At 72.1% G+C, this 24,945-nt stretch carries 21 protein-coding genes and 2 tRNA genes; 13 read left to right on the top strand and 10 right to left on the bottom strand.

Annotated features, from left to right (window positions below):
* Nucleotides 1–240 precede the first annotated feature (240 nt).
* From A3Q37_RS30205 to A3Q37_RS30195, 3 genes are all read left to right on the top strand, one after another.
* Nucleotides 241–331, top strand: a tRNA-Ser gene (locus tag A3Q37_RS30205).
* 204 nt (nt 332–535) lie between these two features.
* Nucleotides 536–608, top strand: a tRNA-Arg gene (locus tag A3Q37_RS30200).
* A 105-nt stretch (nt 609–713) separates the two neighbouring features.
* Complete coding sequence (locus tag A3Q37_RS30195) at nt 714–1,184, top strand: NUDIX domain-containing protein (protein ID WP_065489392.1); 471 nt, start codon at nt 714–716, stop codon at nt 1,182–1,184.
* A gap of 136 nt (nt 1,185–1,320) precedes the next feature.
* Here A3Q37_RS30195 and A3Q37_RS30190 read toward each other — a convergent pair whose 3' ends face one another.
* Nucleotides 1,321–1,854, bottom strand: coding sequence for an NUDIX hydrolase (locus A3Q37_RS30190; RefSeq protein WP_065489390.1), 534 nt, complete (start codon nt 1,852–1,854; stop codon nt 1,321–1,323).
* A 370-nt stretch (nt 1,855–2,224) separates the two neighbouring features.
* Here A3Q37_RS30190 and A3Q37_RS38095 point away from each other — a divergent pair, with 370 nt between their 5' ends.
* Complete coding sequence (locus A3Q37_RS38095) at nt 2,225–2,482, top strand: hypothetical protein (protein WP_255311988.1); 258 nt, start codon at nt 2,225–2,227, stop codon at nt 2,480–2,482.
* Nucleotides 2,483–2,570: 88 nt separating this feature from the next.
* Here the strand turns inward: A3Q37_RS38095 and A3Q37_RS30180 are convergent, their stop codons facing one another.
* The 5 genes from A3Q37_RS30180 to A3Q37_RS30160 all read right to left on the bottom strand — a co-directional run bounded on the left by A3Q37_RS30180 (nt 2,571) and on the right by A3Q37_RS30160 (nt 7,375).
* Nucleotides 2,571–3,782, bottom strand: coding sequence for an NAD(P)/FAD-dependent oxidoreductase (locus A3Q37_RS30180; protein ID WP_107471617.1), 1,212 nt, complete (start codon nt 3,780–3,782; stop codon nt 2,571–2,573).
* Between the two features lie 93 nt (nt 3,783–3,875).
* Nucleotides 3,876–4,829, bottom strand: a complete 954-nt coding sequence (gene sigJ, locus A3Q37_RS30175; protein WP_065489381.1) for an RNA polymerase sigma factor SigJ — start codon at nt 4,827–4,829, stop codon at nt 3,876–3,878.
* A 177-nt stretch (nt 4,830–5,006) separates the two neighbouring features.
* Nucleotides 5,007–6,119 carry an alpha/beta hydrolase family protein gene (locus A3Q37_RS30170; RefSeq protein WP_065489379.1) on the bottom strand — a complete coding sequence of 371 codons (1,113 nt, stop codon included), beginning with the start codon at nt 6,117–6,119 and terminating at the stop codon, nt 5,007–5,009.
* A gap of 46 nt (nt 6,120–6,165) precedes the next feature.
* Nucleotides 6,166–7,086, bottom strand: coding sequence for a hypothetical protein (locus tag A3Q37_RS30165; RefSeq protein WP_065489378.1), 921 nt, complete (start codon nt 7,084–7,086; stop codon nt 6,166–6,168).
* 49 nt (nt 7,087–7,135) lie between these two features.
* The gene (locus tag A3Q37_RS30160) at nt 7,136–7,375 is read right to left on the bottom strand and encodes a hypothetical protein (RefSeq protein ID WP_255311987.1); all 240 of its coding nucleotides are present in this window, start codon (nt 7,373–7,375) and stop codon (nt 7,136–7,138) included.
* Between the two features lie 202 nt (nt 7,376–7,577).
* Between A3Q37_RS30160 and A3Q37_RS38255 the strand changes: the two genes are divergently transcribed.
* From A3Q37_RS38255 to A3Q37_RS30125, 7 genes are all read left to right on the top strand, one after another.
* Nucleotides 7,578–10,061 (top strand): helix-turn-helix domain-containing protein, encoded by a 2,484-nt coding sequence (locus A3Q37_RS38255; RefSeq protein WP_065489374.1) that lies wholly within the window; start codon nt 7,578–7,580, stop codon nt 10,059–10,061.
* Nucleotides 10,062–10,070: 9 nt separating this feature from the next.
* On the top strand, nt 10,071–10,970 hold the full coding sequence (locus tag A3Q37_RS30150) for a DUF2797 domain-containing protein (protein ID WP_065489371.1): 900 nt from the start codon (nt 10,071–10,073) through the stop codon (nt 10,968–10,970).
* Nucleotides 10,971–11,014: 44 nt separating this feature from the next.
* Nucleotides 11,015–11,923 carry an amidohydrolase family protein gene (locus A3Q37_RS30145; protein ID WP_065489369.1) on the top strand — a complete coding sequence of 303 codons (909 nt, stop codon included), beginning with the start codon at nt 11,015–11,017 and terminating at the stop codon, nt 11,921–11,923.
* A gap of 82 nt (nt 11,924–12,005) precedes the next feature.
* A complete protein-coding gene (locus tag A3Q37_RS30140; RefSeq protein WP_010071439.1) occupies nt 12,006–12,752 on the top strand; it encodes a response regulator transcription factor in 747 nt (248 codons plus the stop codon).
* A 72-nt stretch (nt 12,753–12,824) separates the two neighbouring features.
* Nucleotides 12,825–14,537 (top strand): cell wall metabolism sensor histidine kinase WalK, encoded by a 1,713-nt coding sequence (locus tag A3Q37_RS30135; protein ID WP_065489449.1) that lies wholly within the window; start codon nt 12,825–12,827, stop codon nt 14,535–14,537.
* Nucleotides 14,538–14,562: 25 nt separating this feature from the next.
* Nucleotides 14,563–15,927 carry a bifunctional glycosyltransferase family 2/GtrA family protein gene (locus A3Q37_RS30130; RefSeq protein WP_176711539.1) on the top strand — a complete coding sequence of 455 codons (1,365 nt, stop codon included), beginning with the start codon at nt 14,563–14,565 and terminating at the stop codon, nt 15,925–15,927.
* Nucleotides 15,924–18,095 (top strand): glycosyltransferase family 39 protein, encoded by a 2,172-nt coding sequence (locus A3Q37_RS30125; RefSeq protein WP_065489367.1) that lies wholly within the window; start codon nt 15,924–15,926, stop codon nt 18,093–18,095. Before A3Q37_RS30130 ends, A3Q37_RS30125 begins: the two co-directional genes overlap by 4 nt.
* A gap of 46 nt (nt 18,096–18,141) precedes the next feature.
* Here A3Q37_RS30125 and A3Q37_RS30120 read toward each other — a convergent pair whose 3' ends face one another.
* Together A3Q37_RS30120 and A3Q37_RS30115 are read right to left on the bottom strand one after the other, a co-directional pair.
* Nucleotides 18,142–19,320: a serine hydrolase gene (locus tag A3Q37_RS30120; RefSeq protein ID WP_176711538.1), complete on the bottom strand. Its 1,179-nt coding sequence runs from the start codon at nt 19,318–19,320 to the stop codon at nt 18,142–18,144.
* A gap of 137 nt (nt 19,321–19,457) precedes the next feature.
* Nucleotides 19,458–20,363, bottom strand: coding sequence for an endonuclease/exonuclease/phosphatase family protein (locus A3Q37_RS30115; protein WP_065489363.1), 906 nt, complete (start codon nt 20,361–20,363; stop codon nt 19,458–19,460).
* A gap of 266 nt (nt 20,364–20,629) precedes the next feature.
* Here A3Q37_RS30115 and A3Q37_RS30110 point away from each other — a divergent pair, with 266 nt between their 5' ends.
* On the top strand, nt 20,630–22,198 hold the full coding sequence (locus A3Q37_RS30110; RefSeq protein ID WP_065489359.1) for a DHA2 family efflux MFS transporter permease subunit: 1,569 nt from the start codon (nt 20,630–20,632) through the stop codon (nt 22,196–22,198).
* A 265-nt stretch (nt 22,199–22,463) separates the two neighbouring features.
* Nucleotides 22,464–23,207, top strand: a complete 744-nt coding sequence (locus tag A3Q37_RS30105; RefSeq protein ID WP_065489357.1) for a TetR/AcrR family transcriptional regulator — start codon at nt 22,464–22,466, stop codon at nt 23,205–23,207.
* A gap of 89 nt (nt 23,208–23,296) precedes the next feature.
* Here the strand turns inward: A3Q37_RS30105 and A3Q37_RS30100 are convergent, their stop codons facing one another.
* Both A3Q37_RS30100 and A3Q37_RS30095 read right to left on the bottom strand, forming a co-directional pair.
* Complete coding sequence (locus A3Q37_RS30100) at nt 23,297–24,283, bottom strand: NAD(P)-dependent oxidoreductase (RefSeq protein ID WP_079138053.1); 987 nt, start codon at nt 24,281–24,283, stop codon at nt 23,297–23,299.
* 112 nt (nt 24,284–24,395) lie between these two features.
* A complete protein-coding gene (locus A3Q37_RS30095) occupies nt 24,396–24,866 on the bottom strand; it encodes a PPOX class F420-dependent oxidoreductase (RefSeq protein ID WP_065489354.1) in 471 nt (156 codons plus the stop codon).
* Nucleotides 24,867–24,945 lie beyond the last annotated feature (79 nt).

The raw sequence follows: 24,945 nt of genomic DNA, 5'->3' as shown, positions 1-24,945 counted from the left end.
GGACCCGCCCCGGCGCCCCGCTGACGGACGACGAACGGGCGACGACGACTGGACGACGAACGGAGACCCCGGGGCCCCCACCCCTCTCTAACGCGCACCGCGCCCGGACGTTGCGCCACCACGCCGAACTGCTTTGCCCTGGCCCCCGGAGGACTAGTAACGTGGTCGGCGATTGGTGGCACGACGCTCGACTGTGTCATCATCTGCACGCACCACTCGCGTCCGCGCGAGGAGTGTGGAGGAGGCGTCGCCTAGTCCGGTCTATGGCGCCGCACTGCTAATGCGGTTTGGGTCTTAAAGCCCATCGAGGGTTCAAATCCCTCCGCCTCCGCTCCATCCCGAAGCCCCGTGCCCCCCGGCACGGGGCTTCGGTCGTTCCCGGGCGGGGGAGGGCGCGGAGGGGGGGCGGGGTGGGGCGTCGGAGGCTGTTTCCGCAGCTCAGCGGTGGTGCGGCTAATAGATTTCGCGTCACGGCGCAGGTCATGTAATGTTGTTCTCGCAACGCCGACCGGGAAGAAAAAGCCCGGAACGCCAAGCACTCGTAGCTTAACGGATAGAGCATCTGACTACGGATCAGAAGGTTGCAGGTTCGAATCCTGCCGAGTGCACATCGAGTAAGAGGCCCCCGGGAGAAATCCTGGGGGCCTCTCGCGTTTCAGGAGCGGGCAGCCGCGACGCTGGGAGACCGCGACACCAGTCAGCGAAGGGTGAGCATGGCACGGACCGAGTACTACGACGACCCGACGGCACCTGAGCCGAACAGCTTGGTGGTCGCGGCGTCCGCAGTGGTCATCGACGCCGAAGGGCGCCTACTCCTTCAGCGCCGACGGGACAGCGACCTTTGGGCGCTCCCCGGAGGCGGTATGGAGATGACCGACTCACTCCCCGGCACGGCCGTCCGCGAGGTGAAGGAGGAGACGGGCCTGGACGTAGAGATCACCGGGCTCGTCGGCACGTACACCGACCCTCGCCATGTCATCGCCTACTCGGACGGCGAGGTGCGCAGGCAGTTCAACGTCTGTTTTACCGCCCGCCTGGTCGGCGGCCGACTCGCGATCTCGGACGAGTCAACGGAACTGCGGTTCGTCAGGCCCGAGGAGATCGATCAACTGCCGATGCACCACACGCAGCGGCTCCGGATCCGTCACTTCCTGGAGCACCGTGTTCGGCCGTATCTCGGCTGACTCACCTGGACCGCATCGAGCGGCCACGATGGATCAACGAATTCCAACGCCGTGGCCACGTTCGGCGCATGCTGTGCCTGTTGCGCCTCCTCGCAACGCATTTCGGCTCGGCTATGTGAAGCACGGCGCCGCCATGTCATCGGATGGCGTTGTCCATGAGGACGTAGAGCAGCCCGATGAGGGAGCCGCTGCTGACGATCTCGCGACGGTCGATCATTCCCCGCACGTCGTCCAGAGGGATCCACTCGATGCGGTCCGACTCGTTCTTCTCGGTCGGGGGACCTTCGTACGTCGCCCCGTCGGCCCGGAAGACGTGGTGCTGGGAGTCGGTGATGCCGTTGGCGGGTTCCGCGTAGATCAGCGGCTCGATCGTGCCGGGCCGCCAACCGGTCTCCTCCAGCACCTCACGGGCCGCTGCTTCCGCGGGCGTCTCGCCCTCTTCGACCAGGCCCATGGGGAGTTCCCACGCCCAGGCGTTGGTGATGAAGCGGTGTCGCCACATCATCAGAATCTTGCGGCGCTCGTTGATGACGGCGGCCACGGCCAGGTGGCGGAGCTTGACGACGTGGTGTTCCCAGCGGTTCCCGTCCGGGGTCTCGACGTCGGTGAGCCACAGGTTCACCCAGCTGTTCTCGTAGATCGGACGTTCCCCGTGGATCTTCCACTGCATCGCTGCGGCCCCTCTCGATCGGCCTTCAGCATCGCAGTGCTGTGGAGATGGGCACCGCGCTTCAGGCGCGTTCGCGTCAGATCGACACATACGACACATCAGGCCGGAGGGTGGGCGCGTTCGGCGCGAGCTCGGTCCTGAGCTCGGTCCTGAGCTCGTGGATAGGGTGGCCGCTCATGTCGCGCCGAGGGTTACCCGGGAAGCGCGAGCGGTCGGGAGTATGTGCGGACGTCATCAGCCGCGCGATGTCTGGTTCCTGGCGGGCACCTTCGGTGGTCAGGTCAAGCGTGACTGCCGCGTTCCGCACGGGCGACCGATCGCCGTGCCCGTGACCAACTCCTTTGGGGACCAGAAGAGTTGCGCGGCCTTCATGCGTGATGCCCGCGGGACCGTCGTGCTCGACGGCGAGCCGGTGGAGCCGGAGGTCCATGAAGGTGCCGCCATGGTGGTGGAGGGCGCTCCGGGTAACCCGGTCACGGGAGAGGGAGGGACCTTCAGCGGTACCGGGTGCGGGCTCTGGGTGCAGATACCGTCCCTGGCTCCCGGGGCGCATTCACTGGCGATCCGGGGACAGTCGGGCGACTTCTCCGTCGGCGTGGACTACGCGTTGACGGTCGCCGCCTCGTAGATCGCCCGGGCCGGGCAGGCCGAGAGAGGGAGCGCGCTGCGGGCGGGGCCCTCAGGGGAGTCTGAGGGTCCCGCCCGGACCGCCGGGCTCAAGCCGCTTCGGTGGCGGGCGTCGCGGTGGCCCGGGCCGGTTCCCCCACCACCCGGCGCCGGCGGGTCGGCAGGCCCAGGGTGGGGTTTGCTACGCCCCAGGCCGCGCCCTTGCAGACCAGCTCCTTGTAGAGCGCGGCCAGGCGGCCGGTCAGGGCTGCGCTGACGGCTCGGTCGTCGGCGGTGACGTACTGGATCAGGCCCTCCTTGCGGCCCAGTGAGATGCACTGGTTGAAGTAGCGGGCCGCGATGGTCGGGAGCTTGGTGTCGGTCAGGCGGGCCGCGATGGCGTCGGCTGCCTGCCAGGCGGTGGGGACGCCCGAGGCGCACGACATGCGCAGCGGCTTGTCGCCGGGGCCCGTCACCAGGGCCGCGTCGCCGATGGCGTACACGTCCGGGTGGGAGAGCGAACGCATCGTGGCGTCGACCACGATCTGGCCCGTGTCGCCGGTCTCCAGGGTCGTGGCCCGGGCGATCGGGTGGACCGCGAAGCCCGTCGTCCAGATGGTGACCGCGGCCGGGATGTCGCCCTCGGTGGTGGTGACGCGGTCGGCGTGCACGGCGGTGACGGTGGTGTGTTCGTGGGCGGTGATCCGCAGGTTCCCGAAGACCTTGTGCAGGTGGCGGGCGCCCTTGGGGGAGAGCCAGTCTCCCAGTCCGCCGCGGGCGATCAGGGAGACGTCGAGGTCGGGGCGGGCTTCCGCCAGTTCCGTCGCTGCCTCCACGCCGGTGAGGCCGCCTCCGACGACGGTCACGGGGCTGCCCGGGGCGAGGGCGGCCAGACGGTCCCGCAGGCGCAGCGCCCCTTCGCGGCCGGCGATCTCGTGGGCGTGCTCCGCGGTGCCCGGGACGCCCTGGGTGTTCCAGGCACTGCCGAGGGCGTACACGAGGGTGTCGTACTCCAGGTCCGAAGGCCCGTCCGAGCCGGTGACCGTCACCGTCCTGCGGTCGACGTCGATGCCCGTCACCCGCGCGAGGCGCAGAGTCACCCCCGTACCGGCGAACATCTCGTCGAAGGGGCGGGGGCGGAGGCTCTGGCCCACCGCCAGCTGGTGCATCCGGACGCGCTCGACGAAGTCCGGCTCTGCGTTGACGAGGGTGATGGAGACGTCCTCGCTGCGCAGTCGCCTCGCCAGGCGTCCGGCGGCGCTCGCCCCGGTGTATCCGGCCCCGATGACGACGACGCGGTGCTGCTGGATGTTCTGCCGCATGTTCTGCATGTCCCTGCACTCCTGTCTCGCGCGGTTTCGCCCCTTGAACCGGGCAGCCCCGAGATTTCTGACAGGTGGGGTGTGTGATGTGGGTCACATGCTCTGGGGGATGGTGAAGAGAGGGGCCTCGTGGGGCGTCGCCGCCCACCGCCGCGTCGCGCGTTCCAGCTTGTCCGGGTTGACCTGGCTGCGGAACGCGGCGATGCCGTCCGGCGTGAACTCCAGGCAGATCACGCCGATGACCTGGCCGTCGACCAGGACCACCAGGGCGGGCAGCCCGTTGGCGGACGAGATGTGGATCTCCGCGGTGCCGCCGATGAGCCGGCGCGCGGCCTGGTTGGGGGTGAACAGGCTCCGCATGAACGTCGCGACGGCCGCCGCGCCCTCGAACGCCTTCGCGCGGGCCGGTACCTTTCCGCCGCCGTCGCCGATCGCGATGGCGTCCGACGTGAGCAGCCGCACCAGCGGTTCGGTCCGGCCACTGGTGGCCGCCGTCAGGAACTCCTCGACGATGCGCCGGGCGGCCGCCTCGTCGATCTCCGTACGGGTCCGGCCCGCCGCGATGTGCTTCTTGGCGCGGTGGAACAGCTGCTGGCTCGCGGACTCCGTGGTGTCGAGGATCTCGGCGATCTTCCCGTGCGGGTACGCGAACGCCTCCCGCAGCACGTACACCACCCGCTCGTTGGGGGACAGCCGCTCCATCAGGGCGAGGACCGCGAACGAGACCGATTCGCGCTGCTCGGCGGTGTCGGCCGGGCCGAGCATCGGGTCCCCGGCGAGCAGCGGTTCCGGCAGCCACTGGCCCACGTACGTCTCGCGGCGGGCGCGCGCCGAGGTCAGCTCGTTGAGGCAGACGTTGGTGAGGACCTTCGTCAACCAGGCCTCGGGGACCTCGATACGGTCGATGTCGGCGGCCTGCCAGCGCAGGAACGTGTCCTGCACGGCGTCCTCTGCATCGCTCGCCGAGCCGAGGAGGCGGTAGGCGATGGCCTTGAGGCGGGGCATGGAAGCCTCGAACAGGTCTACCTGGTTCCCGGTCAGCACCATGGTTCGGATCCTAACGGGAACAGCCTCCTGGTGGCGGTGGCGGTGGTGCGGTCAGCCTCCGGGAGCAGGTTCCTGTGGTGGTGCGGTCCGCGGCCCCCTCAGGAGAGGTTCGTCGCCGACGCGTGTGCCCCACCCTCTCCTCCGCGGAGGGCGGGGCACACGCGTCGGCCGGTCCCGCTACGCGGTCGCGTCCGCCGAGGCGAAGGCCGTCTCCAGCCGCGGGATGTAGTCGGCGAGCGCGGGGGCCCAGCAGCCGTAGTTGTGGCCGCCGTCGCAGGTCGGCGCGAGCGAGGAGCCGTTGCCGTAGTCGACCAGGCGGGCCGGCACACCGAGCTGGTCCAGGCGGTTCTTGACCGTCCTCGACGCGAGCGCGGTGAAGGAATCGATCAGCCCCCGGTCGCCGGTGTACAGCGCGATCTCCGTGCCCCGCAGCCGGCCGAGGTTGGCCGGGGCGGCCGGGTCGACCGCGTTCCAGATCCGGTCCGCGCCCAGGACCGGGTACGGGGAGCCGAAGATGGCGTCGCTGTCGACGACGGGTCCGTAGCCGGTGCAGTCGCCGGTGCCCGACGTGCTCACCGCGCACCACGCGCCCGTCAGGTTCAGCTCCGTCGCCACGACGGCGCCCCGGATCGCGGGCATGCCGAAGTCGATGCCGCCGGACAGGGAGGCGACGTGACCGAAGAGGTCCGGGCGGGCCTCGGCGTAGTGGAGGGCTCCGAAACCGCCCATCGAGAGCCCGACGACCGCCCGGTGCTCCCGGCCGGGCAGGGTACGGAGGTTGGCGTCGATGAACGGGACGACCTGTTCGAGGTGGAACGTCTCCCAGTTGGCGGCGCCCACCGCGGTGTTCTGCATGACCCAGTCGGCGTACCAGCCCTTCAGCCCGCCGTCCGGTACGACGGTGATCATCTCGTCCGAGCGCAACGCGGGGGCCGCGGCGGCGTCGTCCACGGTGCCGCCACCGCCGTGCAGGAAGTACGTCACGGGCCACCGCCGGTCGGTGTCCGCCGCGTAGCCCTCGGGGAGGAAGACGCGGATCTTGTGGTCCCCCGCCACCTGCGGGGTGGTCACGGTGAGGGTGAAGTCGGTGGCCGAGCGCACCTCCGTGGCGTCGGTGACCCGGGTCAGGCCGTGGCTGTCGGCGAAGTCCGGGACGGCGGGCGCGTCGGCCCGCGCCACCGGCGCGGCGAACGCGGTCAGCATCGTCAGCGCCGCGGTCGCGGCGGCCGCGGCCGCCGCCTTGGCGCGTAGCCCGGCAAGGGCCCGTGCGCCGGACAGCAGGGGGTTCATGAACAGGTTCTCCTTCGGACGGGGGCCGTCGGCCCGGGGCGATCGGCTACGGGTTGTCGGTGATCTGGAACCCCGCGCCGTGGATGCCGGGCTGTGCGGCCTCCCGGGTGCGCAGGTCGGCCAGGATGTTCGCGGAGCTCGTGTACGTGTACGGGGGCACGCCCAGGGCGATGGCCTTGGTGATGCCGGCCCAGGGACCGGCGGCCTGGAAGCCGTTCGCCTCGGAGGGGTAGGCGCTGCCGGGCACGTGCCAGATCGCCGGGCCTCCCGAGTCGCCCCTCTTGTGCGGGGCCCAGGACTGGTAGATGCCCTGGCCTGCGTCGGTGACGCGGCCGTAGTGGACGCCCAGCTGACCGGAGACCACCAGCTCGTTGTTGTTCAACAGGGCCGCGCCGAGGAGGCGTTCCTCGTCCAGCGCCGTGCCGGTGACGTTGGGGCTGGGCTGCCCGCCGGGCACCTTCAGCACGCCCGTCTGCTTCAGGTGCGGGCCCTGCGAGGAGAGCGTCACCGTCGGCTCCAGCTCGATGATCATGTAGTCCTTGGTGGCGTGTCCCACCATGGAGCCCTCGGGGTCCTTGAAGTACCGCAGGTGACCGATCGGGCCGAACGCGGTGTCGTTCCGGTCGTAGACGGGCTGGATGTTCTCGGGGATCTCGCGGTCGGCGTACTTCTTGTCGATCAGGCAGTGCCCCGCCGAAATGGCGATGTCGCGCCGGTACTTGTCGGTGCCGACGGCTCCGATCGTGCAGAAGGCGTCCGGCACGTCCGGCCGGAAGATGATCTGCATGCCGTTGAAGACGCGCTTCTCCGCTGCCGATGCGGTGGCGGATCCGGTGGCGGACGCGGTGGGCGTGGCGGCGGGCTCAGCGGCCGCCGCCGTGGTCGTGGAGGCTGTGATGCCTGTCAGCGACAGGGCCAGTCCCAGGACTCCGGTGAGCAGTCCGCGTCGTTTCGGTTGCTTGCGCATACGTGCTTCCTTTCCTTTCCGTTCCGTTGGTGGTCGGTGTCGGGGCGGCTCATCGGTGGCACGAGGCGGCGACGATCAGCAGCGCGACCGTGATGCCGATGAAGACCAGGCAGCCCAGGCCGCCTTGGGGATCCCCGCGGTGCACTTCGACATGGCCGCCCGGCGGAATTCCGGGGTGCTTTTCGGCGTAGTGGTCGATCTGTGCCTGCTGGGCGCGGGCGTTGCTGAGCCATGGCGTCCTTGAGGTGCATTCACCGCACCAATAGCGATAGGCCATGCCGATTCTCACCGTCGTTCCCCACCCGTGTTCCTCGCACCCGTCGTTCCTCGACCGCCGCACCCGCTTGTTGCTCGACCGCTGCTGCCGACGATGGCGTTTCCGCAGCTCGGAGGACAGGCCAGGGCACCGGCCATCGGTGGCCGGTCCGGCCGGGCGCGCTAGACTCGCCGCCGTCCGGGCGGGATAGGCAGGCCCTAGGTGGGGGACCGAAGTGACGGATCGGCTCGGCATATTGGTGCGCCGCTTACGGACCCGGGCGGGGCTGACACAGGAACAGATGGCGGAACGCTCCGGGGTGAGCGTGCGCACCATCCGCCGGCTGGAGACCGGAAAGGCCGCCGATCACCGGCTGGGCACGGTGAATCTGCTGGCCGATGCCCTCGATCTCGGCGCCGAGGAACGCCGGCAGTTGACGGCCGTACTCTCCCCGGCTCCCGACCCGGACCCCATTCCGGCTCCCGACCCGGCTCCCGCCCTGGATGATTCCACCCCGGCTCCCGCCCTGGATTCCATTCCGGCTCCCGACGCGAATCCCGAACCGGCTCTCCCGCAGGGCCATCACGCCGCCAAGAGCAGCTACGCCGAAGCCGGTGGCGTACTCGCCGACGCCGCCGCGGAATTGGCGCGTGAAGTCGGGCGGCGCTGGCAGAAGGAAGAGGAACAGCGCCGGGTCCACGATCCCTTTCCACTGCCGGTGCGCTGGAACCGGGCGCCCGCACGGCTGACCGACCACGCGGAGAACATTCAGCGCCTTCCTCCGGGCGCCCGCCCCCTGCCCATGGACCTGGCGGGTGATCTGCGGAGCGTCGCCGATGTCTACCGGCGTATTCCGTCCGGGCGGCTCGTGATGCTCGGCCGGGCCGGGTCCGGAAAATCCATCATGGCCATCCGGCTCGTCCTGGATCTTCTGGGGAACCCCGCCCACCCCGGCCGGGTTCCGGTGATTTTCAGCGTCGGGGCCTGGGATGCGACGGCTGTCGCGTTACGGGACTGGCTCGTCGATCTCCTCCTGCGCGACTACCCGCATCTCGCCCGCCGGACCCCGGGCGGCTCCACCCTGGCCGCCGCCCTGATCGACGCCGGGTTCATCCTGCCCGTACTCGACGGATTTGACGAGATCGCCGAGGGGCTGCGGCAGGAGGCGCTCGAAGCGCTGAACGCGACCTCGCTGCCGCTCGTCCTGACCAGCAGGGCCGCGGAGTACGCCGAGGCGGTACGAGCGGCGCGTGCGCCCCTGGTCTGGGCCGCCGGGATCGAACTCACCGGCCTCACGCCCGACGACCTCCTCGTCTACCTGTCACGGACCACGCGCCCGGCGGGTGTGGAGGACGGGGACGGCAGTGGTGCGGACCTGTGGGGGCCCGTCCTCGACGTGCTGCGGGCCGGGGAGAGCGAGGCCTGCGAACAGCTCTCCGAGGTGCTGAGCACGCCTCTGATGATCGCTCTGGCCCGCACGATGTACAGCGAGGCCCCCGGCCGGGATCCGGCGGAGCTGCTGGACGGCTCGCGGTTCCCCACCGCGAGCTCCCTGGAGGACCATCTGCTGGCGGGCTTCGTCCCCACGGTCTACCGGCCGCGCGTCGCCGAGCGGTCCGGGGCGGCCGCCCGGAGCCGGGACCGGCCGCGGAACTGGGAGCCGGAGCGTGCCCGGCACTGGCTGGGCCACCTCGCCCACCATCTGGTCCGGCTCGACCGGGACCGGCAGGACCTCGCCTGGTGGCAGATCGGCGAATCGCTGCCGCGCTCGACACGCGTCCTGGCTGTCGTCCTGGTCTCCGCGCTCTGCATCACCGTGTCCGACTGGGCCGTCGTGCTGATCGTCACCGGGATTCCGCTCGGCGAGGTGCTGGTGCAGGGAGCCGTGGTCGGCCCGGTCGGCGGGCTCGCCTTCGGGTCCGTGTACGCGGCGGTGGCCGCGTTCGGCGGCGGCTCCTTCGCGCCGAGCCAGGTGCGCCTGCGGCTGCACGGACGGGCCGGCGGCATCGGGCGCAGAACGGTGCGGACGTTCGCCGACCGGTTCGCCGCCGTCATGCCGGGCGGGTTCGTCATGGGGATCGGGTGCGCGTGCGCCTTCGCGCTCCAACGGGCCCTGTACGAAGGGCGTTCGCTCACGGATCCCGCGCTGATGGACACCGTGCTCATCAACATGCTGGTCTTCGGGCTGATCTTCAGCTCGGCCGCCGGACTGGTCTTCGGACTCCTGGCCGCGCTCGAAACGCCGCTGGACGTCGCCTCCGCGGCCACGCCCGCCGGGCTGCTGTCCGCCAACCGCGCGACCGTGCACCGGCAGCTCCTCGTCATCGTGCCCGTCCTCACGCTGGCCATCGCGGTCGGCGGCACCCTGATCGTCCGGCTGCTCCGGGGCCTGCTCGGGCCGATGAGCTGGAGCCTGCCCGAAGGCCTCGTCATCGGGGCCGTGGGCGGATTCGGCGGCGGCCTCTCCTACACGCTCTGCTTCACCGCCTGGGGCCAGTGGCTGATCTTCTCCCGCCTTCTGCTGCCGCTCACCGGGAAGCTGCCCTGGCGGACGGACGCCTTCCTCGACGACGCCTACCGGCGCGGGGTGCTGCGCCGCTCCGGCGCGGTCTACCAGTTCCGTCACGTCCGGCTCCAGCACCACCTCGGGCACACCTACCGTCAGCGACGGGGCAATTACGCACCGGCGACCTACTCCGGGCCGGCGGCGTCCCGTTAGCATCCCCGGATGAGGTGCGGGGTGCGGGAATCCGGTGGTGGCTGGCGGTGTGCCGGGGTGCGGTGGCCCGGGGAAGTGCCCGAGCTGGGGTGGCGCCGGGGCGGTGACCGGCGGGTGAGTGTCCTCGCGTACGGGGCCGGCCTCGGGTTCCGGGCCGTCGGGGAGCGGCACTGCGTGGGGGCCCGGGGGAACGCCTGCCCGCTGGGGGCCGTGGTGCCGGGGCGCTCGACGGGCGGGCGGTGCGCGGAGTGCGCGCGGCTGGACCGGGCGCATTCGGTGGCCGCCGACACGATGGCGGACGACCCACGGACGTACCGCGTGTATCTCGCCTGGTTCGGGCCCGGCATGGTCAAGGTCGGGATCACCGGGGAAGAGCGCGGGGCCGTCCGGCTCCGGGAGCAGGGGGCCGTGGCCTTCAGCTGGCTGGGGCGCGGGCCCCTCATGGCGGCCCGGCGGACCGAGGAGGTGCTGCGGGTGGCCCTCGGGGTGCCCGACCGGATCCCGTACGCCAAGAAGCGTGCCGTACGCGGGCAGTTGCCGGGGGCGGAGGAGCGGGCCGGGGCGGTGGCCGAGCTGTACGCGCGGGCGGCGGCGCTCGAAGGGCGCGGCTGGCCCGAGTCGTTGGAGCGGCTGCCTCTCGAAGTCGTCGACCAGGTAAGTATTTTCGGGCTCGGCCATGAGTCCGCGCTCGCCCGTTCCGTACGGGAGCTGGTCGACGGCGGCGTCGTCGCGGGGCGGCTCGTCGCGGCGGCCGGGCCCGATCTGCACCTCGCGGTGGCGGGCGGGGGCGTCGTCGTGCTGGACACGCGGCTGATCACCGGATGGGATCTCGCGGCGGAGTCCGGGAGCGATGTACGTGTCCCCCTCATCGACATCGGCGGCGGCGGTGTGCAGGGTGGGTTGTTCTGAACGACCGGTGGGTCGTTCCGGACGACCGGCGAAAGGGCCTGCGCATGGAGACGGGAAGCGATGACGTGGTGCGGTCCCGGGAGCAGGATGACGTGGTGCGGTTCCGGGAGCGGCTCGGACTGCCCGGGATCATCGACGTACACACCCACTTCATGCCCGAGCAGGTCCTGCGGAAGGTGTGGGCGTACTTCGACGCGGTCGGGCCCCTCACCGGGCTGGAGTGGCCGATCACCTACCGGTACGAGGAGGAGCGGCGGCTCGCCCTGCTGCGGGCGTTCGGGGTGGTCCGGTTCACCGCCATGCTCTACCCGCACAAGCCCGGTATGGCCCGCTGGCTGAACGGCTGGGCCGCCGACTTCGCCGGCCGGACCCCGGACTGTCTGCACACCGCGACCCTCTTCCCGGAGGAGGGCGTCGAGGTGTACGTGAAGGAGGCCGTCGAGGCGGGGGCTCGGGTGTTCAAGTCGCACCTTCAGGTGGGCGCGTACGACGCCAACGATCCGTTGCTGGATCCGGTGTGGGGGCTGCTCGCGGAGGCCGGGATTCCGGTGGTCATGCACTGCGGGTCGGGGCCCGCGCCGGGGAAGTTCACCGGGCCGGAGCCGATCGGGCGGCTGCTGGCGCGCCATCCCCGGCTGCGGCTGATCGTCGCGCACATGGGGATGCCGGAGTACGCGGAGTTCCTGGCGCTGGCGGAGGCGTATCCGGAGGTCCGGCTCGACACGACCATGGCGTTCACCGACTTCAGCGAGCGGCTCAGCCCCTTCCCGGCGGCCGAACGCGGGCGGCTCGCCGACCTCGGGGACCGCATCCTGCTGGGGACGGACTTCCCGAACATCCCCTACCCGTACGTTCATCAGCTTCAGGCGCTGGAACGGCTCGGGCTGGGCGACGCGTGGTTGCGGGCGGTCTGTCACGGGAACGCCGCCGCGTTGTTCCCCGCCCGGGCGTGACGAGCCCGCGCGGCCCGCTTTCTCAGGGAATTCACAGAAACGGGTCAGGCTTCTCTCACGGGCGCCTCACAGAGTGGGGTCCATGACGACGACGACCTCGCCCCAGGGGCGTACCGAACTGCTCAGGCCGGACCGTACCCCCGTCCGGGTCCTGGTCGTGGACGACGAGGCTCCGCTCACCGAGCTGCTCTCGATGGCCCTGCGTTACGAGGGGTGGGAGGTGCGCAGCGCCGGGGACGGGGCCGCGGCGGTCCGGGCGGCCCGCGACTTCCGGCCCGACGCGGTGGTCCTGGACGTGATGCTTCCGGACATGGACGGGCTGGCCGTGCTGGGCCGGCTGCGCCGTGAGTACGCCGACGTGCCCGTCCTCTTCCTGACCGCCCGGGACGCCGTCGAGGACCGGATCGCCGGGCTCACCGCGGGCGGCGACGACTACGTCACCAAGCCGTTCAGCCTGGAGGAGGTCGTGGCCCGGCTGCGCGGGCTCATCCGCCGCTCGGGCTCGGCCGTCGCCGCCGGGCGCGGCGAGTCCACGCTCACCGTCGGGGACCTGGTGCTCGACGAGGACAGCCACGAGGTGTGGCGGGGCGGGGAGGCGATCCACGTCACCGCCACCGAGTTCGAGCTGCTGCGCTTCCTGATGCGCAACCCGCGCCGCGTGCTCAGCAAGGCCCAGATCCTCGACCGGGTCTGGAACTACGACTTCGGCGGCCAGGCCAACGTCGTCGAGCTCTACATCTCCTACCTCCGCAAGAAGATCGACGCCGGGCGCACCCCGATGATCCACACCCGGCGCGGCGCGGGGTATCTGATCAAGCCCGGTGAGTAGGGGCCCGTCGTGAAGGCGACGAAGACGATGAAGGTCACGAAGGCCATGAAGGCGACGAAGGCTACGAAGGGCATGAAGGCCATAGAGGTGCTGCGCAGGCCCTGGACGCTGCGGACCCGGCTCGTCGTGTCCGCCGTGTCCCTGATCGCCGTCGTCGCGGCCGTCATCGGGTCCGTCACCGCGATCGCCTTCCACAGCTACATGTACGGCAAGCTCGACGACCAGCTGCACTCCGTCGTCGAGCGGGCCGAACGGCCGCCCGGCCCGCTCCCGTTGCCCGAGTCGCTGCGCGAGGCGGGCCCGCTCGGCTTCGTCGGCGGGGGCGGGCAGCCGCTCGGCACGTTCGGGGCGCTCGTCGGCGCCGACGGGGACGTCACCGCGTCGAAGGTCGTCGAGGACAGCGGGCTCCGCGCCCAGGAGAGCGCGAAGCCGCTGACCGGGGAGCAGCGGACCGCGCTGGAGAAGGCCGCCCCGGAGGCCGGCGAGGGCACCCGGAGCGTCGATCTGCCCGGGCTCGGCGGCTACCGGGTCGAGGCCACGACCACCGCCGAAGGGGACACCGTCCTCGTCGGCATCCCCAGCGCCGAGGTGAGCGGGGCGCTGACCACCCTGATCGTCGTCGAGGTCTGCGTCACCGCCGCCGGGCTCATCGCCGCCTCCATCGCGGGCACCGCGCTCGTCGGGGTCGCCCTGCGACCGTTGCGCCGGGTCGCCGCCACGGCCACCCGGGTCTCCGAACTCCCCCTGCACAGCGGCGAGGTGGCGCTCCTCGAACGCGTCCCGGACGCCGAGGCCGATCCCCGTACCGAAGTCGGGCAGGTGGGCGCGGCGCTCAACCGGATGCTGGGGCACGTCGGTTCGGCCCTCGCCGCCCGCCAGGAGAGCGAGACGCGGGTCCGGCAGTTCGTCGCCGACGCCAGCCATGAGCTGCGTACGCCCCTGGCCTCGATCCGGGGCTACGCCGAGCTGACCCGCCGCGCGGGCGGAGGACGTACGGCCCCGGAACCCGACCCCGTCACCCGGCACGCGCTGGGGCGGATCGAGTCGGAGGCGGACCGGATGACGGGCCTGGTGGAGGATCTGCTGCTGCTGGCCCGGCTGGACGCCGGACGCCCGCTCTCGTACGGCAGCACCGATCTGCTGCCGCTGGTCGTGGACGCGGTGAGCGACGCCCGGGCGGCGGACCAGCGGGGAGCGGACCAACGGGGAGCGGACGTTGACGCCCGGGACCGGACAGGAACCGGCTCGGACGCCCGGCACCGCTGGCGGCTGGAGCTGCCCGGGGCCGCCGAGCCCGTGACCGTACGCGCCGATCCCGGCCGGCTCCAGCAGGTGCTGGTCAACCTGCTCGCCAACGCCCGTACGCACACCCCGCCGGGGACCACCGTCACGGTCTCCGTGCAGCCGCCCGTACGCGCCGGGGGACCGGTCACGCTGGAGGTGCGGGACGACGGGCCCGGCATCCCGGCGGAGCTGCTGCCGCACGTCTTCGAACGGTTCGCGCGGGGCGACGCCTCACGGGCGCGGGGTACCGACGGCGGTGGAGCGACCGGTTCCACCGGGCTCGGCCTCGCCATCGTGCAGGCCGTCGTCTCCGCGCACGGCGGGCGCGTACGGGTGGAGTCCGCGCCGGGCCGGACGGTCTTCGCGGTCGAGCTGCCGACGGACGGCGCCCCGACGGACGGCGCCTCGGCGGATTGCGTCCCGGCGGACGGTCTCCCGGCGGACGGCGACGTGATCCGCGCGGACTCACAGGTCGGGGACAGGCTCACCACACCGGCGTGACAGCGCGGTTGGCGACTGTCGGAGCATGACCACCGACAGCAGCCTCCGGAGCGGCCCCGGAACGACCGGCCGCAGCAGCAGGGACGGCGTGGACGGCGGGGACGGCCGGGACCACGGCCATCTGCCGGGCCGGGAGCATCTGCCTGCCCGGCAGCCGGTCGCCGTGGCCCCCTCCGTCCCCGTGCTCGACGTCGTCGTCCCCGTCTACAACGAGGAGAAGGACCTCCACCCCTGCGTTGTCCGCCTCCACGCCCATCTCGCGCGGACCTTCCCGTACCCCTTCCGTATCACCGTCGCCGACAACGCCAGCACCGACGCCACCCCGGCCGTGGCCGCCGCGCTCGCCGCCGAGCTGCCGGGCGTGCGGTACGCACGGCTGGAGGAGAAGGGGCGCGGGCGGGCCCTGCGGACGGTGTGGTCGGCCTCCGACGCCCCGGTCCTCGCCTATATGGACGTCGACCTCTCCACCGACCTCAACGCCCTCCTCCCGCTGGTCGCCCCGCTGATCTCCGGCCACTCCGACCTGGCCATAGGGTCACGGCTCGCCCGGAGTTCGCGGGTGGTGCGGGGAACGAAGAGGGAGTTCATCTCGCGCGCCTACAACCTGATCCTGCGCTCGTCGCTCGCCGCCGGGTTCAGCGACGCCCAGTGCGGGTTCAAGGCGATCCGGCGCGAGGTCGCCGAGCGGCTGCTGCCGATGGTGGAGGACAGCGGCTGGTTCTTCGACACCGAGCTGCTGGTCCTCGCGGAACGGGCCGGGCTGCGTATCCACGAGGTGCCCGTCGACTGGATCGACGACCCCGACTCGACCGTCCACATCGTGCGGACGGCCATCGAGGACCTGAAAGGCGTGTGGCGGGTGGGGCGGGCGCTGGCCGTCGGCGCGCTGCCGCTGGACCGTCTCGCCCGGCCCTTCGGGGACGATCCGCGCGACCGGGCGCTGACCGGGGTGGAGCGCGGACTGGCCCGCCAGCTCATCGGTTTCTGTGCCGTGGGCGTCCTGTCCACCCTCTTCTACCTCGCCCTCTACTCCCTCTTCCGGCTCGGCGTCGGCCCGCAGTTCGCCAACGGCGGCGCGCTGCTCGTCTCCGCCGTCGCCAACACCGCCGCCAACCGCCGGCTCACCTTCGGCGTACGCGGCCGGAGCGGAGCCGTCCGCCATCAGGCCCAGGGCCTGGTCGTCTTCGCGATCGGCCTCGCCCTGACCAGCGGCTCCCTCGCGGCGCTCGGCGCGGCCTCCGGATCGCCCTCGCACTCCACCGAGCTGGCCGTCCTGATCACCGCCAACCTCGCCGCCACCGTGCTGCGTTTCCTGCTCCTGCGCGCCTGGGTCTTCCCGACGGGCACCCACCGCGCCCCCGCTCTCCCCGACTCCGAGGACGTCCGATGACCACGATCACCACCACCGCAGCACCTCCGGAACCCGGTTCCGGTCCCGCACCCGGCTCCGCACCCGGCCCCCGCTGGGCGCGCCCGGCGCTGTACGGGCTGCTGCTCGCCGTCGGCCTCGCGTACTTCTACAACCTCAGTGCCTCCGGTTACGCCAACTCCTTCTACTCCGCCGCCGTTCAGGCGGGCAGCCAGAGCTGGAAGGCCCTCTTCTTCGGCTCGCTGGACTCCGCGAACGCCATCACCGTCGACAAGCCCCCGGCCGCACTCTGGCCGATGGCCCTCTCCGTACGGCTCTTCGGGCTCAACTCCTGGGCGATCCTGGCCCCTCAGGTCCTGATGGCCCTCGCCACGGCGGCCGTGCTCAACTCCGCCGTACGCCGCCGCTTCGGGCCGGTCGCCGGGCTGATCGCGGTCGGGGTCTTCGCGCTGACGCCGGTCGCGGCGCTGATGTTCCGCTTCAACAACCCGGACGCGCTGCTGGCGTTGCTGATGACCGTCACCGTGTGGTGCGTGCTGCGGGCGCTGGAGCAGGGGCGGACGAAGTGGCTGCTGTGGGCGGGGGCGGCGGTGGGGCTCGCGTTCCTGACGAAGACCCTCCAGGCGTTCCTGATCCTGCCGCCGCTGGCCGTGCTGTACGCGGTGTGCGCCCCCGTTCCCGTACGGAAGCGGATCGGCCAACTCGCGCTGTCCGCGCTGACGATGGTGGTCGCCGGTGGCTGGTGGGTCGCGATCGTGGAGCTGATGCCGGCGTCCTCGCGGCCGTACGTCGGCGGCTCGCAGAACAACTCGTTCCTGGAGCTCACCTTCGGCTACAACGGGCTCGGCCGCATCAACGGCGAGGAGACCGGAAGCGTCGGCGGAGGCGGCGGTGGCCGCGGGGGCGGCGGCTGGGGCGAGACCGGCATCGGGCGGATGTTCAACTCCGAGGTCGGCGGCCAGATCGCCTGGCTGCTCCCGGCCGCGCTGATTCTGCTGCTGGCCGGGCTCTGGCTGACCCGGAAGACGGCGCGCACCGATGCCGCGCGGGCCGCGTTCGTCGCCTGGGGCGGGGCGCTGGTGATGACCGCCGCGGTGTTCAGCTTCATGGCGGGGATCTTCCACCAGTACTACACGGTGGCCCTCGCCCCGTACATCGCGGCGCTCGTCGCCATGGGTGTCACGGTGCTGTGGGAGGAGCGGTCGGCCTGGTGGCCGCGCGCGGTGCTCGCGGGAACGGTCCTCGCGACGGCGCTCTGGGCGTACGTCCTGCTGGGCCGCACCCCGGACTATCTGCCGTGGCTGCGGTGGGCGGTGCTCGCGGGCGGGATCGCCGGCGCGCTCGGGCTGCTGGTCGTGGGACGGTTCGGCGGGCGGGGCCTGGCCCTCGCGGTGGTGGGGCTGAGCTGCGCGGCGTCGCTGGCGGGGCCGACCGCGTACACCGTCAGTACGTTGAACAGCGGCCACCAGGGCTCGATCGTGACCGCCGGTCCTTCGGCGGGCGGGTTCGGCATGGGCGGGCCCGGGGGCGGCGGCCGGGGCGGCCCCGGGGGACCCGGCGGCGGCGGTGACGGCGGGCAGCGCGGCGGCATGCAGCAGCCGCCCGGGCAGGGCCAGGGCCAGGGGCAGTTCCCGGGCCAGGGACAAGGGCAGAGCCAGGGCCAGGGCCAGCCTCAGGGGCAGGGGAACCAGCAGGGCAACGCCCCGGGCGGCATGCCCACCGCGCCCGGCGGTACGGGCACGGGCACCGGCGCCGTCCCCGGTTTCGGTGAAGGCATGAGGGGCGGCGGCGGAGGCGGCGGCATGGGCGGCCTGCTGAACGGCGCGACCGTCGACGCCGAGGCGAAGGCGCTCCTGACGAAGGACGTCGACGACTACACCTGGGTCGCCGCGGCCATCGGCGCGCAGAACGCGGCCAGCTACCAACTCGCCACCGGAGACCCGGTGATGGCGATCGGTGGCTTCAACGGGAGCGACCCGTCGCCGACGCTCGCCCAGTTCAAGAAGTACGTGGCGGAAGGCAAGATCCACTACTTCGTCTCGGGCGGCGGCATGGGCGGCGGCATGGGAGGCGGCGGCATGGGTGGTTCCGGCACCTCCTCCCAGATCTCCTCCTGGGTGACCGAGAACTTCACCGAGGTCACCGTCGGCAACGCCACGTTCTACGACCTGACGCAGCCCACGAGTTGACCGTCAGGAGATAGGGGTACGTACGCGGCCGGGCCCGGGAAGGGGATCAGAACCCGGCCGCGTACGTCCAGAAGTCCCGCATCACCTCGGGCGCGGCCGGTCCGCCCATCTCCATCTGGGTGAGCAGGACGGAGACCGTGCCCGTGGCCGGGATGACGTGGGCGGTGGTGCCGGTGCCGCCGACCCAGCCGTAGCGGCCGAGCACGTTCCAGGGGGCGGCGATCTCGACGTCCACCGAACCGCCGAACCCCCAGCCCTGGCCCTCCGTGAACAGCCCGCTCCCGGCGCGCTGTTCCGGGGTCAGGTGATCGGTGACCATCTGGCGGACGGACTCGCCGGCCAGTACCCGGTCACCGGTGTCGTTCAGCCCCTCGGTGAGCAGCATCCGGCCGAAGGCGTACCAGTCGTCGACGGTCGAGACGAGGCCTCCGGCGCCGGACGGGAACGGGGGCGGGCTGCTCCACTGCCCGTCCGGGGCGTCGATCAGCTCGGGCCCGCCCCCGCCACCGTCCCCGCCTTCGCCCGTCCCGGCCCGGTAGAAGCCGGTGAACCGGTCCAGCGCGGCGGGCTCCACCCAGAACCCGGTGTCCTTCATGCCGAGGGGCTCGAAGATCCGGTCCGCCAGATACGCGGCCAGCGGGCGGTCGGCGACCCGGGCGACAAGCACGCCGAGGATGTCGGAGCACGTGTTGTAGAGCCAGCCGTCGCCCGGCTGGTGCAGCAGCGGGACCCGGGACAGCTCGGCCATCCAGGCGTCCGGCGCGAGCCCGGCCTGCGGCTGCGGCGGGCCCTGCTTCAGCTCCGCGAACAGCGGGGCGACGGCCGGGAGCGAGAAGTCGGACGGGAAGCCGTAGCCGGCCCGGAAGGTCAGCAGATCCAGGAGGGTGATCGGGCGGACGGCCGACACGACATCGTCGATCGGGCTCTTCGGGGTCCGGACGACCAAGGGCGAGGACAGTTCGGGCAGCCAGGCCGCGACCGGGTCGGCGGGGGCGATCAGGCCGTCGTCGACGAGCGTCATGGCGGCCGCCGCCACGATCGGTTTGGTGATCGAGGCGAGGCGGAACAGCGAGTCCCGGCGCATCGGCGCGGACCCGGCGAGGCCGGCTGTCCCGGCCGAGACGACCTCGACCCGCTCGCCCCGGGCGACCAGCGCCACCGCGCCCGGCATCGATCCCCTGTCGATGTGGGTGTCCAGCAGTTCGTGCAGGGTGGTGGTGGTCATGACCATCCTTCGTCCGTCCGGTACCGCGTGGTCTTTCACGGCGGCCCTCGGTGAGGAGGACGCGTCCCAGCCGCAAAAGGAAGCATTCGAGCTGAAAATGGAGACTTCCGGAGCACCTTGAACTCATCGCCCCGCCGTCACCTCCGTAACAGCAGGTCCGCCACCACAGCCCGGTGGTCGGAGGCGAGGCTCTCCGGCACCCACGCCCTGTGCACGCCGGTTCCGTTCTTCGACACGGCCACGAAGTCGATCCGCTTGACCGGGTCCTGCGCCGGGAACGTGGGCGCGCCCGGGTCCGCGTCCGCCAGCTCCCGCCACAGCGGGGCCAGTTCGGGGGCGGCGGGCTCCGCGTTGAAGTCGCCGAGCAGGATTTTCGGGCCCCGGTCCTCGGCCATGATCCGCCGGGTGTCGGCGACCTGGGCGACGCGGACGGCGGGGTCCGGGCGGTAGTCGAGGTGGGTCACGTACACGTGCACCGGCAACCCCCGTACCCGTACGAAGACTTCGCCGAAGCCTGGGGCGGGCGCGGGCACCGGGTTCGGGTCCTGGGTCGAGAGGCGGGTGATCTCGTGGTTCTCGGCGCTCACGATCCGGTGCCGCGACAGCACGGCCACCCCGTACTCGGCCCGGGGTGCGCCCGGTTCGGCCGGGTCGAGGCTGTAGATCGGCGCGAAGAAGACGTACATCCGCAGCCGCCGGGCCAGTTCACCCGCGAGATCCCGCCACTCGCTGCGGGAGCCCCAGTGCCGGTCGACCTCCTGAAGCCCGATCACATCGGCGTTCAGCGACCGGAGTTCGGCCGTCTGACGGTCCAGGTCGAAGACGCCGTCCATGCCCGCACCGGCATGGATGTTGTACGTGGCGACCCGCAGCGGCACTCGTCCGCCGGCCCCACCGGAAAGGGCGTGGCCTGCGGGTGTCGCGGCGGCTGCGGGCGGTGCGAGGAGTGCCCCCAGGAGGGAGGCGGCGAGGAGGAGTTGGAGAGGTCGAGGGACACGCGGCAGAGGTCGAGGGACACGAGACGAGCGGCGACGCAGCGACATGGCTCTCCCAAGGGCCGGAAATCGCGCACTTTGTTAGAAAACTTGTCAGGTCAGCGTCGAGAACCGTACCGCCGGGGCCCTCCTCGGGTCCCGGCGGCGCGACGGGTCCGCCCCACGGAAATCGACTTGTACGTCGTACAGGATCTGTCTTACGGTGTACAAGGCGACGTCCTGTACGCCGTACAGCAAACCGCCGCCGCCACCACCATCACCATCACCGGCCGCCACCACCACGGGCCATCGAGCCTGGAGACCGAGGAGCCCGTATGACGGCGCCCGCCGCAGAGCGACCCGACCTCTCCCACCAGGGACATCCGCAACGCTGGCTGATCCTCGGCGTCATCTGCCTGGCCCAGCTCACGGTGCTGCTCGACAACACCGTCCTGAACGTCGCGATCCCGTCCCTCACCTCGGAGCTGCACGCCTCCACCGCCGACGTGCAGTGGATGATCAACGCCTACTCGCTCGTCCAGGCCGGTCTGCTGCTCACCGCGGGCAGCTCGGCGGACCGCTACGGGCGGAAGAGGATGCTGATCGTGGGCCTCGCCCTGTTCGGTGTCGGCTCGCTCGTGGCCGGGCTCGCCCAGTCCTCCGGCCAGCTCATCGCGGCCCGCGCCGGGATGGGCGTCGGCGGCGCGCTGCTGCTCACGACGACGCTCGCCGTCGTGGTCCAGATCTTCGACGAGGCCGAGCGGGTCAAGGCGATCGGCATCTGGTCGACCGTCTCCTCCCTCGGGTTCGCGGCGGGCCCGCTGTTCGGCGGGTTCGTCCTCGACCACTTCTGGTGGGGCGCGATCTTCCTCATCAACATCCCGGTCGCGCTGATCGCCCTGGTCGCCGTCGTCCGGCTCGTACCGGAGTCGAAGTCCGGCCAGGGGCAGCGGCCCGACCTGCTGGGCGCGCTGCTCTCCACGATCGGTATGACCGCCGTCGTCTTCGCGATCATCTCCGGGCCCGAGCACGGCTGGGGGTCGGGCCGGGTGCTGCTGACGGCGTTCGTCGGCGCCGCCGTGCTGGCCGGGTTCGTGCTGTGGGAGCTGCACATCCCGAACCCGATGCTGGACATGCACTTCTTCCGGAACCAGAAGTTCACCGGCGCGGTGGCGGGCGTGATCCTGGTCGCCTTCGGCATGACCGGCTCGCTCTTCCTGCTCACCCAGCACCTTCAGTTCGTCCTCGGGTACGGGCCGTTGGAGGCGGGTCTGCGGACGGCCCCGATGGCGCTCACCGTGGTCGCGCTCAACCTCACGGGGCTGGGCGCGCGGGCGGTCCGGAAGTTCGGCACGCCCGCCGTCATCGCGGTGGGGATGAGCTGTCTGGCCGCCGGTCTGGTCGCGATCGCGGTGCTCGGCGGGGGCGACGGCGGGTACGGCGGCATGCTGTTCGGCCTGATCGTGATGGGCGCGGGCGTCGCCCTCGCCATGCCCGCGATGGCCAACGCCATCATGAGCGCCATTCCGCCGGAGAAGGCCGGGGTCGGCGCGGGGGTCAACGGCACGCTCGCGGAGTTCGGCAACGGCCTCGGGGTCGCGGTGCTCGGCGCGGTCCTCAACGCCCGGTTCGCCGCACTCGTACCGGCCGCTGTCGGCGCCGCCTCGCTGCCCGCGGCCCTGGCCGCCGCCGACGGGCCCGCCGCCCGGGAGCAGATCAGGGACGCGTTCGCGGCGGGCCTGGAGACCAGCCAGCTCGTCGGCGCGGTGGCGGTGCTGGCGGGCGGCCTGCTCGCCGCGCTGCTGCTGCGCCGGGCGGAGCGGGTGGAGGCGGCAGCGGGTGAGCGGGAGGCCGACGCTTCGCAGGCGGGGGACCGGGCAGACGCGACGGGACCGGCGGCATAGCATCGGATATGACGCGCGTACCGGACCGTCAGCGTCCGGTACGCGGTCTTCGGCGGGCCCGCACGGCCCGCCGTTCGGCAGGACCGCTCGGTGGCCGATCCGAGCACGACGAGGAGAGTGCGCCATGGTGTCCGGGCCCGGTTCCGAACCCGATTCCGCGTCTGAGCCGACGTCAGAGGCGGTGTCCGCGCAGGGATCCACGCCCGGATCGGCTTCTGCTTCCACGTCGTCCACGTCGTCGGGCGGCTCGAAGGACGCCGCCGCCGTGCAGACCAGTGTGTGGCTGAGCCGCACGGCCCCCTCGCGTTCGCGGCGGACCGAGTCCCCGGCGGGCCTGGACCGTAACCGGATCACCGAGGCGTCGGTGCGGCTGCTGGACGCCGACGGACTCGCCAAGTTCTCGATGCGCCGGCTCGCCGCCGAGCTGGACGTCACCGCGATGTCCCTCTACTGGTACGTCGACACCAAGGACGACCTCCTGGAGCTGGCGCTCGACTCGGTGTACGCCGAGATCGACCGGCCCCGCGAGGACGCCGACTGGCGGGACCGGCTGCGGGAACTGGCCCGCAGCTACCGGGAACTCCTCGTCCGCCACATCTGGATCTCGCCGCTGGCCGGGACGTTCCTCAACATCGGCCCGAACTCCATGCTGTTCTCGTACGCCGTCCAGGACGTGATCCGGGACACCGGCCTGCCCCTGGAACGGCAGACGGGCGCGCTCTCGGCGGTCTTCCAGTTCGTGTACGGATTCGGCACCGTCGAGGGCAACTTCAAGGCGCGGTGCGACGCGACCGGGCTCACGCAGGACGAGTACCACCAGCGGGCGATGGGCACGATCCGCGCGGAGCCGCATCTGCGGGAGATCTCCGACTACTCCGACGAGATCATGGCGGCCCGGGGCGGCGAGACGGTCGAGGAGATGCGCGAGCGGGACTTCGGCTTCGCGCTGGACCTGATGATCGCGGGCATCGAGGCGGTACGCGACCGGAGCGGGTCCCCGGCTCAGTAACCGCATCCCGGCTCGGCAGCCGCGTGCCGGCCGGGCAGCGGCCGCGTCCGCGGTTCGGCAGCGCGGCCCGGCCCGGCAGGGCCTTCGGCTCAGTAACCGCGCGCCGTGTCCACCGTCAGCCCGGGGCGGCGGCCCGCCGTCACGTCCGCCCAGCAGGCGGCGAAGTCCACGGCGATGTCCTCGTCGGTGGTGATCCCCGCGGAGTGCGAGGTGATGACCGTACGGGGCAGCCGCCACACCGGGTCTTCCGGCGCGGCCGGTTCCACGGGCAGCACGTCCAGCACCGCCCGCCGCACCCGGCCCTCCCGCAGCGCGGTCTCCAGCGCCCCCATGTCCACGGTCGCGCCGCGCCCCACGTTGACGAACGTCGCCCCGCGCACCGCCGCGAACCGGGCGGCCCCGAAGAAGCCTGCCGTGGCCGCCGTCAACGGCAGGGTGGAGATCACCCAGCGGGCCTCGCCCAGCGCCCCGGTGTCCTCGGCGGCCGCGATCACCCGGTCGAACCCCGGCGGCACCACGGGGTCGGGCCCGGGCCCCGACCCGTACCGCGGGGTGCGGGCGACGCCCACGGTCCGCACCCCGCAGGCCGAGAGCAGCCGTCCGACCGCCGCGCCGATGCGGCCGGTGCCGTAGACCAGGGCGGTCTGCCCGGCGACGAGTTCCGAGGGAAGCCGCTCCCAGTGCGCGCGGGTGTGCTGCTCGGTGAACTCCGGTACGGACTGGGCCTCGGCGAGCATCCAGCCCAGGACGTACTGGGCCATCCGCTCGCCCATCCGGCCCACGGTCCGCGTCAGCAGCGCCGGGCCGGGCCAGGGGCCCCTGGCGAGCAGTGGGTCCGTCCCCGCGTTGACGCTGTGGAACCAGAGCAGCCGGTCCGTCCGCAGGGCGTCGGGCAGTGCGTCGCCCACGCAGAGGAGGGGCGCGTCCGACGGCGGCGGAACGTCCGTCAGGGGCTCCGCACCGCGCCCGGTGATCCGCTCCACCTCCCGTACCAGGTCGGAGTCGAGCGAGGGCGCGACCAGCAGCCGGGCCCGCGCGAGGGCGTCGGCCGTGGGCAGCGGGGTCGGCGCGGACAGGTGGGTCGGCGCGGGCAGCGCGCCCGCCAGGTGCGCGTGGGGCTGCCCCGGAACCGGCCGCCCCGCGCTCCCGCCCGCCGCGTCCGGCTCACGGCCCCCGCTCATCGCGCGATCAGCTCCCGGGCGCCGGGTGGGCCGGGAAACCGCCGGTGGCGACGGGGCCCCAGCGCTCCGGGGTGACCCGGATGATCGACTTCCCCTGCTTCACCATCGCCGCCCGGTACTCGTCCCAGTCCGGATGCTCCCCCGAGATGTTCCGGAAGTACTCCACCAGCGGCTCGACGGAGTCCGGGGCGTCGATGACCTCCGCCGTACCGTCGATCTGCACCCACGGCCCGTCCCACTCGTCCGACAGCACGATCACGCTGACCAGCTCGTCGCGGCGCGCGTTGCGGGTCTTGGCGCGCTCGGGGTACGTCGACATGACGATCCGCCCCGCGTCGTCCACGCCGCAGGTCAGCGGGGATCCCTGGGGGCGGCCGTCGGCCCGGGCGGTGAGCAGGACCGCCCGGTGCCGGGGGCGTACGAACGCCAGCAACTCATCGAGGTCCACGGCGGTGTTGGTCGCGATGTTCGGTGCCATGCCCACCACCCTACGACCGGGCCGTGCGGCCGCCCGGGAAGCGCCTCGCCCACGACCGGCGCGAGGTCGGCCCGGCCCC

It is taken from the genome of Streptomyces sp. PTY087I2, assembly GCF_001687325.1.
Classification (GTDB): domain Bacteria; phylum Actinomycetota; class Actinomycetes; order Streptomycetales; family Streptomycetaceae; genus Streptomyces.
This window is presented reverse-complemented; position numbering and strand designations above follow the sequence as displayed.